This window comes from Streptomyces sp. SudanB25_2051 (assembly GCF_964272635.1).
Taxonomy (GTDB): Bacteria; Actinomycetota; Actinomycetes; order Streptomycetales; family Streptomycetaceae; genus Streptomyces.
On the sequence record NZ_OZ186787.1, the window covers coordinates 4,274,250 to 4,289,879 of the forward strand.

14 protein-coding genes are annotated in these 15,630 nt (G+C 72.6%); 8 read left to right on the forward strand and 6 right to left on the reverse strand.

Annotation, left to right across the window (positions count from 1 at the left end; genetic code table 11):
* The first annotated feature begins 38 nt into the window (after positions 1-38).
* Complete coding sequence (locus ACSUPT_RS19370) at positions 39-878, forward strand: prepilin peptidase (protein WP_436945096.1); 840 nt, start codon at positions 39-41, stop codon at positions 876-878.
* Between the two features lie 257 nt (positions 879-1,135).
* On the opposite strand, the gene mgrA is transcribed toward ACSUPT_RS19370, so the two are convergent.
* Positions 1,136-2,173, reverse strand: a complete 1,038-nt coding sequence (gene mgrA, locus ACSUPT_RS19375) for an L-glyceraldehyde 3-phosphate reductase (protein ID WP_436945097.1) — start codon at positions 2,171-2,173, stop codon at positions 1,136-1,138.
* A gap of 116 nt (positions 2,174-2,289) precedes the next feature.
* Between mgrA and ACSUPT_RS19380 the strand changes: the two genes are divergently transcribed.
* The 5 genes from ACSUPT_RS19380 to ACSUPT_RS19400 all read left to right on the forward strand — a co-directional run bounded on the left by ACSUPT_RS19380 (position 2,290) and on the right by ACSUPT_RS19400 (position 8,231).
* Positions 2,290-3,051 carry an isoprenyl transferase gene (locus tag ACSUPT_RS19380; protein ID WP_351968382.1) on the forward strand — a complete coding sequence of 254 codons (762 nt, stop codon included), beginning with the start codon at positions 2,290-2,292 and terminating at the stop codon, positions 3,049-3,051.
* Between the two features lie 371 nt (positions 3,052-3,422).
* Positions 3,423-4,745: a PhoH family protein gene (locus ACSUPT_RS19385; protein WP_351968381.1), complete on the forward strand. Its 1,323-nt coding sequence runs from the start codon at positions 3,423-3,425 to the stop codon at positions 4,743-4,745.
* Between the two features lie 489 nt (positions 4,746-5,234).
* Positions 5,235-5,936: a transglycosylase SLT domain-containing protein gene (locus ACSUPT_RS19390; protein WP_351968380.1), complete on the forward strand. Its 702-nt coding sequence runs from the start codon at positions 5,235-5,237 to the stop codon at positions 5,934-5,936.
* A 109-nt stretch (positions 5,937-6,045) separates the two neighbouring features.
* Positions 6,046-7,416, forward strand: coding sequence for an AI-2E family transporter (locus ACSUPT_RS19395; protein ID WP_351968379.1), 1,371 nt, complete (start codon positions 6,046-6,048; stop codon positions 7,414-7,416).
* Positions 7,413-8,231 (forward strand): hypothetical protein, encoded by an 819-nt coding sequence (locus tag ACSUPT_RS19400; protein ID WP_436945099.1) that lies wholly within the window; start codon positions 7,413-7,415, stop codon positions 8,229-8,231. The genes ACSUPT_RS19395 and ACSUPT_RS19400 overlap by 4 nt, the downstream gene beginning before the upstream one ends.
* Positions 8,232-8,334: 103 nt before the next feature.
* Here ACSUPT_RS19400 and ACSUPT_RS19405 read toward each other — a convergent pair whose 3' ends face one another.
* Positions 8,335-8,874, reverse strand: a complete 540-nt coding sequence (locus ACSUPT_RS19405; protein ID WP_023586776.1) for an alkyl hydroperoxide reductase — start codon at positions 8,872-8,874, stop codon at positions 8,335-8,337.
* Between the two features lie 23 nt (positions 8,875-8,897).
* On the reverse strand, positions 8,898-9,452 hold the full coding sequence (locus ACSUPT_RS19410) for a peroxiredoxin (RefSeq protein ID WP_351968377.1): 555 nt from the start codon (positions 9,450-9,452) through the stop codon (positions 8,898-8,900).
* Between the two features lie 150 nt (positions 9,453-9,602).
* Between ACSUPT_RS19410 and ACSUPT_RS19415 the strand changes: the two genes are divergently transcribed.
* Positions 9,603-10,562 (forward strand): hydrogen peroxide-inducible genes activator, encoded by a 960-nt coding sequence (locus ACSUPT_RS19415; protein ID WP_351968376.1) that lies wholly within the window; start codon positions 9,603-9,605, stop codon positions 10,560-10,562.
* Between the two features lie 87 nt (positions 10,563-10,649).
* On the opposite strand, the gene ACSUPT_RS19420 is transcribed toward ACSUPT_RS19415, so the two are convergent.
* The 3 genes from ACSUPT_RS19420 to ACSUPT_RS19430 are packed head-to-tail and all read right to left on the reverse strand — an operon-like array spanning position 10,650 to position 12,901.
* Positions 10,650-11,612: an endonuclease/exonuclease/phosphatase family protein gene (locus ACSUPT_RS19420; protein ID WP_436945100.1), complete on the reverse strand. Its 963-nt coding sequence runs from the start codon at positions 11,610-11,612 to the stop codon at positions 10,650-10,652.
* Positions 11,613-11,639: 27 nt separating this feature from the next.
* Positions 11,640-11,924: a hypothetical protein gene (locus ACSUPT_RS19425; RefSeq protein WP_351968374.1), complete on the reverse strand. Its 285-nt coding sequence runs from the start codon at positions 11,922-11,924 to the stop codon at positions 11,640-11,642.
* Complete coding sequence (locus ACSUPT_RS19430) at positions 11,921-12,901, reverse strand: SPFH domain-containing protein (RefSeq protein ID WP_351968373.1); 981 nt, start codon at positions 12,899-12,901, stop codon at positions 11,921-11,923. Before ACSUPT_RS19430 ends, ACSUPT_RS19425 begins: the two co-directional genes overlap by 4 nt.
* 273 nt (positions 12,902-13,174) lie before the next feature.
* Between ACSUPT_RS19430 and ACSUPT_RS19435 the strand changes: the two genes are divergently transcribed.
* Positions 13,175-15,427 (forward strand): transglycosylase domain-containing protein, encoded by a 2,253-nt coding sequence (locus tag ACSUPT_RS19435; RefSeq protein ID WP_436945101.1) that lies wholly within the window; start codon positions 13,175-13,177, stop codon positions 15,425-15,427.
* Positions 15,428-15,630: the final 203 nt, after the last annotated feature.

Here is a 15,630-nt window from a genome sequence, read left to right on the forward strand (position 1 = left end):
CCATAGGCGAGCGGCCCGCGTCCTTCTAGGGTCGGCGTGTGTACGCCACGCTGATCGCCGCCGCCGCCCTGTGGGGCGCCGCCGCGGGGCTGCTCGTACGGCGCGCCGCGCACCGGCTGGCCGTCGAGCCGGACGAGCCCTGGCGCGACGCCTGCCCCGCCGGGCACCCCTACGCCCCCGGACCGCGCGGCTGGCTGGGCCCCGCGCACTGCGCCGCCTGCGCCCGGCCGGAACGCGACCGCGTCCCGCTCCTCGCCGCCGCGCCGCTCGCCGGGGCCGTCGCGTGCGCGCTGCTCGCAGCGGCGACGGGCGCGGGAGCGGTGGGCCCGGGAGCGGCAGGGGCGGGGCCAGCCGCGACCGGGGCGGCCGGTGCGGGGGCGGCCTGGACGCTCGGGGCCTCCGGGTGGCGGCCGGAGCTCGCGGTGTGGCTGCTGCTGGCGCCGTTCGCGCTGCTCCTGGCCGCCGTGGACCGGCGCGTCCACCGGTTGCCCGACCATCTGACCCTGCCGCTCGCCGTCGGCGTCCCGCTTCTGCTGGGCGCCGCGGCGCTGCTGCCCGGCCACGCCGGGTCGTGGCGGCTGTCCCTGCTGGGCGCGCTCGCGCTGGGCGGCGCCTATCTGGTGCTGTTCCTGGTCAACCCCAACGGCATGGGCTTCGGCGATGTGAAGCTCGCCCTGCCGCTGGGCGCGGCGCTCGGCTGGTACGGCTGGCCGGTCCTGCTGCTCGGCGCGTTCGCGGGCTTCGCGCTGGGGGCCGCGTACGGCCTGTTCCTGGTCCTGCGCCGCCGCGCCACCCGCCGGAGCGCCATCCCGTTCGGCCCCTTCATGATCGCCGGGGCCGTCCTGGGCCTCCTCGTCGGCGCGCTCCCGGCGCCGTAGGGCCGCGAGCGTCAACCGGGCGCCCGGCCCGCCGGGTCACCCCTGCGGAGGACAGTGCCGGGCAGTCGGGGGGAGGCCGCGCAGGCGGGGAGCACGCCGCAGCGCAGTCCCGCGTTTCCGGAGCGTAGCGACGGCATGTCTTGGCACCCATCCGCCCTTACGAAGGGTTATGGTGGAAACCCCCCCTCGGGCCGGTCCGTATCCCCCCCCACGGACCGGCCCGTTTTCCTTCCCCGCCGGGGCCTGTCCCGGACCGGTCAGCTGCGGGCGGCCCAGATGTTGACCCCGGCCGTGTCCACGGCGAACGAGTCGATCTCCCGCAGCTCCTCCTCCGTCAGCGGGGGCCCGCTCAGCGCGGCGACGTTCTGCTCCAGCTGCGCCACGCTCGACGCGCCGATGAGCGCCGACGTCATCCGCTCGTCGCGCAGCACCCAGGTCAGGGCCAGCTGCGCCAGCGACTGGCCGCGCCGGCGCGCGATCGCGTCCAGGCCGCGCAGCCGCCGGACGACGTCGTCGGAGATCAGGCCGGGGTCCAGCGACTTGCCCAGCGACGCGCGGGAACCCTCGGGGATGCCGTTCAGGTACTTGTCGGTGAGCATGCCCTGGGCCAGCGGCGCGAAGGCGATGCAGCCCATGCCCTCGGCCTCCAGGGTGTCGAGGAGGCCGTCCTCCTCGGTCCAGCGGTTGATCATCGAGTATGACGGCTGGTGGATCAGGGCCGGGACGCCCATCTCCCGCAGCAGCCGCGCCGCCTCGGCGGTCTGCTCGCTGCTGTACGAGGAGACGCCCACGTACAGCGCCTTGCCCTGCTGGACGGCGGAGGCCAGCGCGCCCATCGTCTCCTCGAGCGGGGTGTTCCGGTCGAAGCGGTGCGAGTAGAAGATGTCGACGTACTCCAGGCCCATCCGCTTCAGCGAGGCGTCGAGCGAGGACAGCAGATACTTGCGGGAGCCCCACTCGCCGTACGGGCCGGGGTGCATGAGGTACCCCGCCTTGGTCGAGATGACCAGCTCGTCCCGGTACGGACGGAAGTCCTGCGTGAGGTGCCGGCCGAAGTTCACCTCGGCGGAGCCGGGCGGCGGACCGTAGTTGTTCGCCAGGTCGAAGTGGGTGACGCCGAGGTCGAACGCCCGGCGCAGGATGGCCCGCTGGGACTCCAGCGTGCGGTCGTCGCCGAAGTTGTGCCAGAGGCCCAGGGAGACGGCGGGGAGCTTGAGGCCGCTGCGGCCGGTCCTGCGGTACTCCATGGAGTCGTACCGGTCGTCGGCTGCGCGGTAGAGAGGGGATGCGGACATGCCTTTCTCCCTATCACGGAGTTGTGACACACCGGGTTGGGCCGTCGCCCGTAGCGCGCAGTAATGTGGCGGGCTCGGGGACGGCCGCTGTGTCCCGTATGCGAGAGGTGAGATCGGTGAACTTGCGCGACCTGGTGTACAGGCTCTACGCGCGCCGGGTGGAGGGCCGCCTCGACCACGCCCAGGTGCCCAAGCACATCGGCGTCATCCTCGACGGCAACCGCCGCTGGGCGAAGGCGTCCGGCGGCACGCCCGAGCAGGGCCACAAGGCCGGCGCCAGCAAGATCATGGAAATGCTCGGCTGGTGCACCGAGACGGACGTCGAGGTCGTCACGCTCTGGATGCTGTCGACCGACAACCTCAACCGCCCCGAGGAGCAGCTCGTCCCGCTCCTCGGCATCATCGAGGACGCGGTGCGCACCATCGCCGCCGACGGCCGCTGGCGCGTCCACCACGTCGGCACGCTCGACCTGCTGCCCGCCCGCACCCAGGCGGTCCTCAAGGAGGCCGAGGAGTCGACGCGGCACATCGACGGGATACTCGTCAACGTCGCCGTCGGCTACGGCGGCCGCCAGGAGATCGCCGACGCGGTCCGCTCGCTGCTCCTGGAGCACGCCGAGAAGGGCACGACGTTCGAGGAGCTCGCCGAGATCGTCGACATCGACCTGATCTCCGAGCACCTCTACACGCGCGGCCAGCCCGACCCCGACCTGGTCATCCGCACCAGCGGCGAGCAGCGGCTGTCCGGCTTCATGCTCTGGCAGTCCGCGCACTCCGAGTACTACTTCTGCGAGGTGCACTGGCCGGCCTTCCGCAAGGTCGACTTCCTGCGGGCGCTGCGCGACTACGCCGCACGCCACCGCCGCTACGGCACCTGACGCACAGGGGCCCCGCCCCGCCACCCGCTCCCGAGCCGGGCCGCCGACGACGCGGCCCGGCTCGCGCGCGTCCGGGGTCCGCCGCGCTCCCCGACGGGCTGTCATATGCCAGTGCCCCGCGGGCATGGCGCGGTGGCAACGGGGGCATATCCCTTGCGAGTGAGCGGTACGGAGCCCGCTCGCCCGGGAGGCCCTTTGCGCCAGGACCACCGCACACCCCAGGTGGGCGGACGAACCGGTGGGCCGGAGTCGCGGCCCGTGCACCGAGGCCCGATCCCGGCCCGCCCCATCGCGGCGCCGCAGTTGCCGCAGCTGTCGCGGCCGCCGCACCCCGACCTCACGCGCCTCTATAAGAGGGGGTCTGTCCTTCCGTGGTGACCAGCACTAAGCGCCGTCCCGACGACCGGCGCACCTATGTACTCGACACCAGCGTCCTGCTGGCCGACCCCAACGCCCTGACCCGCTTCGAGGAGCACGAGGTCGTGCTGCCCGTCGTCGTGGTGACGGAACTGGAGGCCAAGAGGCACCACCCGGAGCTCGGCTACTTCGCCCGACAGGCGCTGCGCCTCCTGGACGACCTGCGCGTCCGCTACGGACGGCTCGACGCGCCCGTCACCGTGGGGGACCTGGGCGGAACCCTGCGCGTGGAGCTCAACCACTCGGACCCGGGCCTCCTCCCGGCCGGCTACCGCCTCGGGGACAACGACTCGCGGATCCTCGCCGTGGCCCGCAACCTCCAGGCGGAGGGGTACGACGTCACGGTCGTCTCCAAGGACCTGCCGCTCCGCATCAAGGCGTCCTCCGTGGGCCTCCTCGCCGAGGAGTACCGCGCCGAGCTGGCCATCACCGACTCCGGCTGGACCGGCATGTGCGAGGTGCAGCTCTCCGCCGAGCAGGTCGACCTCCTCTACACCGAGGAGACCCTGTACGTGCCCGACGCGGCCGACCTGCCCGTGCACACCGGCCTCGTCCTGCAGTCCGAGCGCGGCAAGGCGCTCGGCCGGGTCACCTCCGACGGGTCCGTGCGGCTGGTGCGCGGCGACCGGGAGGCGTTCGGCATCCGGGGCCGCAGCGCCGAGCAGCGCATCGCCCTGGACCTGCTGCTCGACCCGGACGTGGGCATCGTGTCGCTCGGCGGGCGGGCGGGCACCGGCAAGTCGGCGCTCGCGCTGTGCGCCGGCCTCGAAGCCGTGCTGGAGCGCCGCCAGCACCAGAAGGTGATGGTCTTCCGGCCGCTGTACGCGGTGGGCGGGCAGGAGCTGGGCTATCTGCCGGGCACCGAGGCCGAGAAGATGAACCCGTGGGCGCAGGCGGTCTACGACACGCTGTCCGCGGTGACGTCGCGCGAGGTCATCGAGGAGATCACGGCGCGCGACATGCTGGAGGTCCTGCCGCTGACCCACATCCGCGGCCGCTCCCTGCACGACGCGTTCGTGATCGTCGACGAGGCGCAGTCCCTCGAACGGAACGTCCTGCTGACCGTGTTGTCCCGGATCGGGGCCAATTCCCGGGTCGTCCTCACGCATGACGTGGCCCAGCGGGACAACCTCCGGGTGGGCCGGTACGACGGGATCGTCGCCGTCGTCGAGAAGCTGAAGGGGCATCCGCTGTTCGCGCACGTCACGCTCGCCCGGTCCGAGCGGTCCCAGATCGCCGCACTGGTGACCGAAATGCTCGAAGACGTCCACATCTGATCGAGGTATGGGGGAGATCTGACCGGAATGCCCTGGGGTGTGGAGGAAAGTGAAAGTCGGGTGCCGGTCGAACTGACCCAACGCCACCCATAACACCCCCTGCGGAGTTGGACTCCAGGGGCGCCGCCCGGCGAAGCGCGAGAGCTTAGCCGGGCGGCGCCTTTTCGCGCGCCTCTTTCACCGAAACTTCTGGGGCCAACGGGGTGTGAGCTTTCCCACGCGGCGAGGAATTGCCTTGCGTTGACGCCTTCCCGCTAGAGTCTTGCTTCCGTCAGGCCCCGCATACGGCACAGCCACATCCTCACGGACCCGTGGCAGCACAACTCAACAGACGTACGCCGTATGCCGCCCGAGCACCACGCGGCGCTCCCCGAGGGGAGTTGCCCACCGGGCCCGCGTCCCCCGTGACCTGAGCAGTGGGGGACCAGTGCCAGGGGCACGATCGCGCCCGCGAGGTCACCCGTGCGGGCGATGCTGGAAGGAAACCGTGTGAGCCGGATCTCGGTCCGGGGATTCGCGGTGGCGTCGGCCACCGCGGTCACCACTGTCGGCGCCGTCGTCGGTGTCGCCGCGGGCAACCCGCAGGCGGCGCAGCCGGAGAAGTTCGAGGCGACCGCCGCCGACACGACCCTCCTCGCCGACATACCCGCAGGCCAGCAGGCGCAGGTCCAAGTCGCCTCGCTGACGCAGCAGGCCGAGGCGCAGGCCGCCGCGGCCGACACCGCCGCGCAGCAGGCCGCCTGGGAGGACGCGCGCCGCCAGGCCGCCAAGGACGCCGAGGCGAAGAAGGCCGCCGCGGAGGAGAAGGCCGAGAAGGAGCGCGAGGAGCGGGAGGCACGCGAGCGCGCCAGCCGCGACGCCGTCCGCGACGCGTCGAGCTTCGCCGCCCAGTCGTCGTACACCGTCGCCGAAGTGCAGGCCATGGCCCGCCAGATGGTGCCGGGCGACCAGTTCCAGTGCTTCAGCAACATCGTGGACCACGAGTCCAGCTGGAACTACCGGGCGCAGAACCCCTCTTCGGGCGCGTACGGCCTGGTCCAGGCGCTCCCCGGGTCCAAGATGGCCTCCGCGGGCGCCGACTGGCAGACCAACCCGGCCACCCAGATCAAGTGGGGCCTCAACTACATGAACGAGCGCTACGGCAGCCCCTGCGGCGCCTGGTCGTTCTGGCAGGCCAACCACTGGTACTGACAGCGGCGCTCAACTTCGCGGAGCCCCTCGCCGTCCTACGGTGAGGGGCTTCGTGCGTGTACGGTCGGGAAGCCGGAAGTGGGGGCAGGGCGGGGGAGCAGGGAAGGTCATGTCGAGAGTGCCAGGGTGGATCGGCCGGCTGGGCGCCGGACTGAGCCGGATGGGGCAGCGGCTCGAAGAGCGCCGCGCGCAGGCGGAGGCGGAGCCCGACGCCCCGGACGGCGTGCCCCCGGACAAGCCGTCCGCCGCCGTGCCCGGTCCCGCGGGCCCCGACATCGTGCCCGCGCCCCCCGCGTACGCCCCGGCCGTCGCCGCCCGGCCCGACCCCGCGGCCGCCGTCCCCTGGGGGATGCGCGTCGCCGCCGAGGCCGGCTGGCGGCTGCTCGTCCTCGCGGGCACGCTCTGGGTGATCATGAAGATCATCAGCGCGGTGCAGCTGGTCGTGCTGGCCTTCGTCGCCGCGCTGCTCATCACCGCCCTGCTCCAGCCGACCGTCGGCCGGCTCAAGCGGCTCGGACTGCCGCGCGGGCTCGCCACGGCCCTCACCGCCGTCACCGGCTTCGTCATCATGGGCCTCGTCGGCTGGTTCGTCGTCTGGCAGGTGATGGACAACCTCGGCAATGTCTCCGCGCGGGTGCGGGACGGCATCGAGGAGCTGAAGCGCTGGGCGCTCGACAGCCCCTTCCATGTGACCGAGAGCCAGATCAACGACATCGCGAAGAACCTCAGCGACACCATCGGCACCAACACCGAGGAGATCACCTCCGCCGGCCTCACCGGCGTCACCGTCGTGGTCGAGGTGATGACCGGGATACTGCTCGCGATGTTCTCGACCCTCTTCCTGCTCTACGACGGGAAGAAGGTCTGGCAGTGGTTCCTCAAGCTGGTGCCCGCCCAGGCCAGGCCGGGCGTGGCCGGCGCCGGACCGCGCGCCTGGCGCACCCTCACCGCGTATGTGCGGGGCACGGTGATCGTCGCGATGATCGACGCGATCTTCATCGGGCTCGGGATCTACTTCCTCGACGTGCCGCTCGCCGTCCCGCTGGGCGTGTTCATCTTCCTCTTCGCCTTCATCCCGCTGGTCGGCGCGGTCATCTCCGGCGCCCTCGCCGTCGTCGTCGCGCTCGTGACCAACGGGGTGTTCACGGCCCTGATGGTGTTGCTCGTGGTGCTCGCCGTGCAGCAGATCGAGGGGCATGTGCTCCAGCCGTTCATCCTCGGCCGGGCCGTGCGGGTGCACCCGCTGGCCGTCGTGCTGACGGTCGCGGCCGGCGGGCTCGTCGCGGGCATCGGCGGCGCGGTCGTCGCGGTCCCCCTGGTCGCCGTCACCAACACGGTCGTCGGCTACCTCCGCGCGTACAGCGAGGAACAGGTGCTGCGCCGGCTCGCCACGGTGCCGGTGGTCGGCCCCGCCGAGGGCGGCACGGAACCCGGCGGCGAGCCGGGCGGCGGCGGAACCGGACGGCCGGGGACCGCGTGATATCCGAACCCGAACTCCTCGACGACGCCGGCGACCCCCTGCGCCCCGGCGGGCCAGACCCGCACGGGCCGGGCGGCGACGGCACCCCGCACGGCTTCGGCGGCGGCCGCTGCGGGGACGGCCCGTACGGCCCCGAGGGCGGCGCCCCGGCGGGCGGGACGCGCTGGTCGCGCTACCGGCGGCCCTGGATGTGGGCGCTCGGCGGGGCACTGGCCGCGTCCGCGCTGTGGGCGGCCGGCCTCGCCGCGTACCGCACCGGCGACCCGGACCTCGGCGGCTACCGGGCGGCGCCGTCCCTGTGCGCGGAGGCGCCGCTGTCGGCGCTGGTCACCGCGCTCGGCAAGCGCGGCGCCACCATGGACGCGCAGGCGTTCAGCCATCCGGCGCTCGACCGCTCGTACTGCACGGTCCACCTGGGCGAGCCCCCGACCGGGTACGAGGCGAGCCTCCGCTACGAACTGCACCGGAAGACCGACCCGGGGCCCGAGTTCGAGGCGCGGCACCGCGAGGCCGCCATGCCGGACGAGCCGGTCCCGGAGCTGGTGCCGGGGCTGGGCGAGAAGGCGTACTTCAGCGTCAGCGGCGGCACGTACGCCGATCTCTACGTCCTGGACGGGCCGGTCGTGCTCGCGCTGTCGGTCAGCACGGTCGGCGAGTACATCGACGACACGGGGCCCCCGCCCGGCGAGTCGACGCACGCGCCGCTCGACGGGGTGAAGGAGTTCCTGGTCGAGGACGCCCGGGAGCTGCTGGAGCGCCTGAAGGCGGCCCCGCCGCGGGGCCTGCCGACGACCCCCACGTCCGAGTCCCGGTAGCCGCGGGGCGCCCCGGCCGTCCGGGGCGTGTGGAGACGCGACGGGGCCCCACCGGCAGTGGATGCCGGTGGGGCCCCTCGGCGTGTCGTACCGGGCCGGCCGATTACTCGGCGGCGGACAGGACCGCTTCCGCGTCCAGCGTCGCGCCGACCGCCTGGATCACCGCGGCGATCTTGAACGCCTCCTGGATTGTGTCGCGCTCCATGCCGGCCTTGCGCAGCACCTGCTCGTGCGAGTCGAGGCACTGGCCGCAGCCGTTGATCGCGGAGACGGCGAGCGACCACAGCTCGAAGTCGACCTTCTCCACGCCCGGGTTGCCGATGACGTTCATCCGCAGACCGGCGCGCATCGTGCCGTACTCCGGGTCGGAGAGGAGGTGGCGCGTCCGGTAGAAGACGTTGTTCATCGCCATGATGGCGGCGGCCGACTTGGCCGCCTCGTACGCCTCGGGCTTGAGGTTCTCCCTCGCCTCCGGCTCCAGCTCCGCCAGCACCTTCGGGGAGCGCGAGGCGATCGCGCACGCCAGGACGGTGCCCCACAGCTGCTGCTGCGGCAGGTCGCTGTTGCCGATGACCGAGCCGAGGTTCAGCTTCAGGTCCTTCGCGTAGTCCGGGATGGCGGACTTCAGGGCGTCAAGAGACATGGTGATTCACTCGTTCCGGTTGGTTACTCGCCGGCCAGCAGCTTGACCGGGTCGAGGGTGTCCTCGCCCTTGGTCCAGTTGCACGGGCACAGCTCGTCGGTCTGCAGGGCGTCCAGGACCCGCAGGACCTCCTTGGGGTTACGGCCGACGGAGCCGGCGGTCACCATGACGAACTGGATCTCGTTGTTCGGGTCGACGATGAAGACGGCGCGCTGCGCGAAGCCGTCCTCGCCCTCGACGCCGCACGCCCGCATCAGCTCGTGCTTGGAGTCGGCGAGCATCGGGAAGGGCAGGTCACGCAGGTCGGCGTGGTCCTTGCGCCAGGCGTGGTGGACGAACTCCGAGTCGCCCGAGACGCCGAGGATCTGGGCGTCGCGGTCCGCGAACTCGTCGTTCAGCTTGCCGAACGCGGCGATCTCGGTCGGGCACACGAAGGTGAAGTCCTTCGGCCAGAAGAACACCACGCGCCACTTGCCCTCGTAGGACTTGTGGTCGATCTGCGCGAACTCCTTGCCGCTCTCGAGCGACACACAGGCGGTCAGGTCGTACGTGGGGAACTGGTCACCGACAGTGAGCACACGCTCTCCTAGTGGCGGGGATGTCCCTGGTGGGTCATCCGTGGAGGTTGGACGATCGCCAGCATGGCACGCCGTGCATTGATCAGTGAAATAGCTAGACTGGGTCGCGTTGATCGAAGGTGGTTATCAGTGGTCTCGCCCATACCCTCCGTGCACAATTCCGCACAAAAAGGTAAACAGCCCAGCCTGGCGCAGCTCAGAGCGTTCGCGGCCGTCGCCGAGCATCTCCACTTCCGGGACGCGGCCGCCGCGATCGGGATGAGCCAGCCGGCGCTCTCGGGCGCGGTTTCGGCTCTCGAAGAGGCACTCGGTGTCCAGCTCCTTGAGCGTACGACGCGTAAGGTGCTGCTCTCACCGGCGGGGGAGCGCCTGGCCGTCCGCGCCAAGGCGGTGCTGGACGCGGTGGGCGAGCTCCTGGAGGAGGCGGAGGCCGTACGGGCGCCCTTCACCGGGGTGCTGCGCCTCGGGGTGATCCCGACCGTCGCGCCCTATCTGCTGCCGACGGTCCTGCGGCTGGTCCACGACCGCTACCCGGAGCTGGACCTCCAGGTCCACGAGGAGCAGACGTACTCGCTGCTGGAGGGGCTGTCCTCCGGGCGGCTGGACGTGCTGCTGCTCGCCGTGCCGCTGGGCGTGCCGGGAGTGACGGAACTGCCGCTGTTCGACGAGGACTTCGTGCTGGTCACGCCCGACGACCATCCGCTGGGCGGCCGTACGGACATCCCGCGCGACGCGCTGCGGGAGCTGCACCTGCTGCTGCTGGACGAGGGGCACTGCCTGCGCGACCAGGCCCTCGACATCTGCCGCGAGGCAGGGCGCACCGACGGCGCCGCGGTCACCACGACGGCGGCCGGGCTCTCCACGCTGGTGCAGCTGGTCGCGGGCGGGCTGGGCGTGACCCTGCTGCCGCGCACCGCCGTGAAGGTCGAGACCGGGCGGAACCCGAGCCTCGTGACCGGCTACTTCGCGGACCCGGCGCCGTCGCGGCGGGTCGCCCTGGCGATGCGTACGGGCGCGGCCAGGGCGGCGGAGTTCCAGGAGCTGGCGGAGGCGCTGCGCGGCGCGCTCGCGGCGCTCCCGGTACGGGTGCTGCCGGCGGACGCCCGCTAGACGCCCCGCCCCGCCGGGGTCGGTGGAACGGGACCGGTGGACCGGGGCTGGCGGGTCGGGACCGCCGGGTCGGGGGCGGCCCAGGGATCAGTACGTGAGGTGTGCGGCGACCGGCAGATGGTCGGAGCCCGTCCGGGGCAGCGTCCAGAGCCGCACGACCTCGGCGCCCCGCGCGAGGACCTGGTCGATACGGGCCACCGGCGCCGACGCGGGCCAGCTGAACGCGAGCCTCCTGCCGGCCGTGTCGAGGCGGGAGGTCAGCGGGGCGAGCCCCCGGTCGTCCACCGTGCCGTTGAGGTCGCCGAGCAGCACCACCCGGTCCAGCCGCTCGGCGGCGAGGGCGGCCCCGAGCAGCTCGGCGCTCTCGTCCCGCCGGGCCGCGTCGAAACCGCGCCGCGCCGTGAGCCGTACGGACGGCAGGTGCGCCACGTACACGGCCACGTCGCCGCGCGGGGTGGCCGCCGTGACCCGCAGCCCGCGCCGCCACCCGTCGTCCACACCGCGCGGCCGGATGTCCAGCGCCCGCGCGTCCCTCAGGGGGTGCGCCGACCAGAGGCCGACCGTGCCGCGCACCGCGTGGTGCGGGTACCGGGCCGAGAGCGCCGCCCGGTAGGCCGGCAGCGCCTCGGGGGTGACCTCCTGGAGTGCGATGAGGTCCGGGCGTACGGCCGTCAGGGCGCGTGCCGTACCGGCCGGGTCGGGGTTGTCGTCGGCGACGTTGTGCTGGACCACCGTCAGGTCGTGCGGTGCGTCGGGGCCGGGCAGCAGCAGCGGCCCGAAGTGGCCGCCCCACGCCATGACCGGCAGCAGCACGGCCAGCAGGCCGAGGGCCGAGCGCCGCACCAGTGCGGCGACCGCCAGGGCCGGCACGGTCAGCCCGAGCCACGGCAGGAAGGTCTCCAGCAGGCTCGCCGGCCGCCCCGGCAGGTCCGGCACCGTCGCGTGGAACACGATCAGCCAGGCGACCAGCGCGGCCACCCCGGCCACCACCCGCCCCCGCGTCCAGGCCGACCGGCCCCGGGCGTCCCGTCCCCAAACGCCGTCCCGCACCACTCGGCCCCCCGCTCCCCATCCGCGCTACTCCCCGTCCCCGTCCCGCCGGGCGTCCGGCTCCGCGTCCGCCGCGCCCTCGCCCCGGGGCGGAGGTGACGGCGGCGGGGCCTGTTTCGGCGGGCGGCCCCGGCGGGGCAGGGGCGCCGGGCCGGCCGGCAGGCGCCCCGCCTCCGCGAGGGCCCTGCGCAGCAGGAACTCGATCTGCGAGTTCGCGCTGCGCAGCTCGTCCGACGCCCAGCGGGCCAGCGCCTCGTACACCGCCGGGTCGAGGCGGAGGAGGACCTGCTTGCGCTCGCGGCGGGCCGTCACTGGTAGAGCGTGCCCGTGTTGACGATGGGCTGGGCCGAGCGGTCACCGCACAGCACCACCATGAGGTTGGAGACCATGGCCGCCTTCCGCTCCGGGTCCAGTTCCACTATGTCGCGCTCCGCGATCCGGTCCAGGGCGAGCTCGACCATGCCGACCGCGCCCTCCACGATCTTCTGCCGGGCCGCCACCATCGCGCCGGCCTGCTGCCGCTGAAGCATCGCCGAGGCGATCTCCGGAGCGTACGCGAGGTGGGTGAACCGCGACTCGATGACGCGGACACCCGCCGCCTCCACCCGCGCGTGGAGCTCCGCCGCGAGCTTCTCGGTGATCTCCTCGGCGTTGCCGCGCAGCGACAGGCCGTCCTCGTCGTGGGCGTCGTACGGGTACTCGATCGCGATGTGCCGGACGGCCGCCTCCGTCTGCGTGGACACGAACTGCTCGAAGTCGTCGACCTCGAACATGGCCTGCGCGGTGTCCTCGACCCGCCACACCACGACCGCGGCCAGCTCGATCGGATTGCCGTAGGCGTCGTTGACCTTCAGGACGGCCGTCTCGTGGTTCCGTACGCGGGTCGAGATCGCCACCCGGGAGGTCAGCGGGTTCACCCAGCGCAGCCCGTCCGCGCGGACCGTGCCGCGATAGCGGCCGAACAGCTGCACCACGCGGGCCTCGCCGGGCGCCACCATGTTCAGCCCGCACATCGCGAGCAGCGACCCGAGGCCCACCAGGACCCCCAGCGCGATCAGCCCGGCCCGCGCGGCCGCCGAGGTGTCCTCCGCCACCGCGGTCCCCGCGACGACCAGGCACACCCCGGCCGCCAGCCCGACCAGGCCGGCCAGCAGCGCGAAGCCCCCGCCGACGCTGTACGCGGTGAACTCCCGCACCCGCGGCCGCGCCCCCTCGGCCGCCGCCCGGCCCCCGGCCCCCGCCGTCGAGGCCGTGGCCGCACCTGTCGTCCCGCCCGTCGTCCCGGACATGATCCCCCCATTCCCGTGCTCTCATGCGTGAAGCAAAGTGATATCACTTTAACGCTTCTCGCAACCTTGTCCACCCCAGGTGAGTCGGTTCCTGTGGAAACGGGTGCTGATTCTCACGTCCGGAAAAGACGGGACTCGTTGGTCTGCGTCGGCCGTGGCGGGTTAGCTTGCTGAGCTGATCCGGACGTGGGGGCCGACATCGCCGGACGAACCGGCTGGACCGGACGGACCAGGCCAGCCGGACGAACATCGACCAACGGGAGCGACGGAGCCATGGGCCGAGGAGACGCGCGACGGTCCCGGCAGCGCGGGGCGCGCCGGGCACAGGGGAGCCGCGGAGGCATACGCCGCTTCTTCACCTGGCGGAAGCTGCTGGGCACGTTCTTCGTGTTCTGCCTGCTGGCGATGGGCGGCTTCTACGCCGTCTACCTGCTGGTCCCGGTCCCCACCGCCAACGCCGAGGCGGTGCTGCAGAGCAACGTCTACAAGTACGCCGACGGTTCGATCCTCGCCCGCAGCGGCAAGGTCAACCGCTCGATCGTGGGCCTCGACAAGATCCCCGACCCGGTCGAGAAGGCGTTCGTCGCGGCGGAGAACAAGACCTTCTACGAGGACTCCGGCGTCGACTTCAAGGGCACCGCCCGCGGTGTGATCAACACGATCACCGGCCAGGGCAAGCAGGGCGGCTCGACCATCACCCAGCAGTACGTCAAGAACTACTACCTGGACCAGAGCCAGACCGTCACCCGGAAGCTCAAGGAACTGGTGATCTCCCTCAAGGTCGACCAGCGCAAGAGCAAGGAGGAGATCCTCGCCGGGTACCTCAACACCAGCTACTACGGCCGGGGCGCCTACGGCATCCAGGCCGCCGCGCAGGCGTACTACGGCGTCGACGCCGGCGAGCTGACCGTCGAGCAGGGCGCCTACCTCGCCGCGCTGCTCCAGGCGCCCAGCCAGTACGACTGGACGTCGGCGACGCCCACCGGCCGCAAGCTCGTCACCGAGCGCTGGAACTACGTCCTGGACAACATGGTCGAGGAGAACTGGCTCGACCCGGCCAAGCGGGCCGGCATGAAGTTCCCCGTGCCCCAGAAGCCCAAGCCCGCCCCCGGCATGGAGGGCCAGACCGGCTACCTGGTCTCGGCCGCCAACCAGGAGCTGATCCGCCAGGGCGTCTCCGAGGAGGACATCAGCGCGGGCGGCTGGACGATCACCCTCACGATCGACAAGAAGCGCCAGAAGGAGCTCGTCGAGGCGGTCGACGAGCAGCTGGAGAGCAAGCTCGACCGCGAGGGCGACAAGGTCGACTCCACCGTCCAGGCGGGCGCCACCTCCGTCGACCCGAAGACCGGCCACGTCGTCGCCCTGTACGGCGGCGTCGGCGCCACCGAGCACTGGATGTCCAACGCCACCCGGCGCGACTACCAGCCCGCCTCCACCTTCAAGCCGCTCGTCTTCGCCTCCGCGCTGGAGAACGCCTCCACGACGCAGGACGGCCGCCGCATCGGCGTGAACACGGTCTACGACGGCACCAGCCGCCGGCCCGTCGAGGGCAGCGACACCCCGTTCGCCCCGGAGAACGAGGACGACCGCAGCTACGGCCCGGTCACCGTCCAGCGCGCCATGAACAAGTCGATCAACTCGGTCTTCGCCCAGATGATCGTGGACGTCGGCCCCGACAAGGTGAAGAAGACCGCCCTCGACCTCGGCATGCGGGACTCCGAGGGGTTCGTCGAGGCGCCCGCGATGTCGCTGGGCGTCATGGGCGCCTCCACCTGGGACATGGCCGGCGTGTACGCCACGCTCGACAACCACGGCAAGAAGGTTACCCCGACGATCGTGAAGTCCGCCGAGCACAAGGACCGCGCGGTCGAGCCGGCCGACCCGATCGGCGCGCAGGTCATCAGCCGCCAGACCGCCGACACCGTCACCTCCGTCCTGACCGGCGTCGTCAAGAACGGCTCGGGCGCGGCGGCGAACACCTCCGCGTACGAGGCGGCGGGCAAGACCGGTACGTCGGAGAACAACAAGTCCGCCTGGTTCGCCGGCTACACGCCCGAGCTGACCACGGTGGTCGCCCTCTTCGGCGAGGACGCGGAGAAGGGCACCCAGGTCACGCTGACCGGCACGGCCAACTCGGGCCGCGCCAACGGCGGCGGTTTCCCCGCCCGCATCTGGGCCGACTACACGCTGGACGCCCTCGGCGGCGGCTCCGACGCGCGGTTCGACCTGGACGTCCTGGAGGTCGCCGGACCGGAGCCGGAGCCCAGCTCCTCGCCCTCCGAGAGCGCGTCGCCGTCGTCCTCGCCGAGCGACGAGCCGGACGAGCCGACGAGCTCCCCGTCCTCCAGCGCGCCGACGGGCACGCCGTCCTCGCAGAGCCCGACGTCCCAGCAGCCGACGCCGCCCACGCAGTCCCCGTCGTCGTCGGCGCCGGCCAGCCCCGACCCGGGCGACGGCGGCGAGCCCGGCACGGACCCGGGCCCGGACACCGGGTTCGTCAACGACAAGCCCGTCAAGCAGTAGCCGCACCGGAGAGGGGAGGCGGCCGGGACCCGTCAGGGCCCCGGCCGCCTCCCTTTCTCCGTACGCGCCCGTCGCCCCGCCGTACGCGCCCGTCGCCCCGCCGTACGCGCCCGTCGCCCCGCCGTACGTGCCCGACGCCCGCAAGGCGGGCCCGCGCCCGGCACCGGACGCGCCCCGCGGCGGCGTCGGCGGCCGGGGCGACC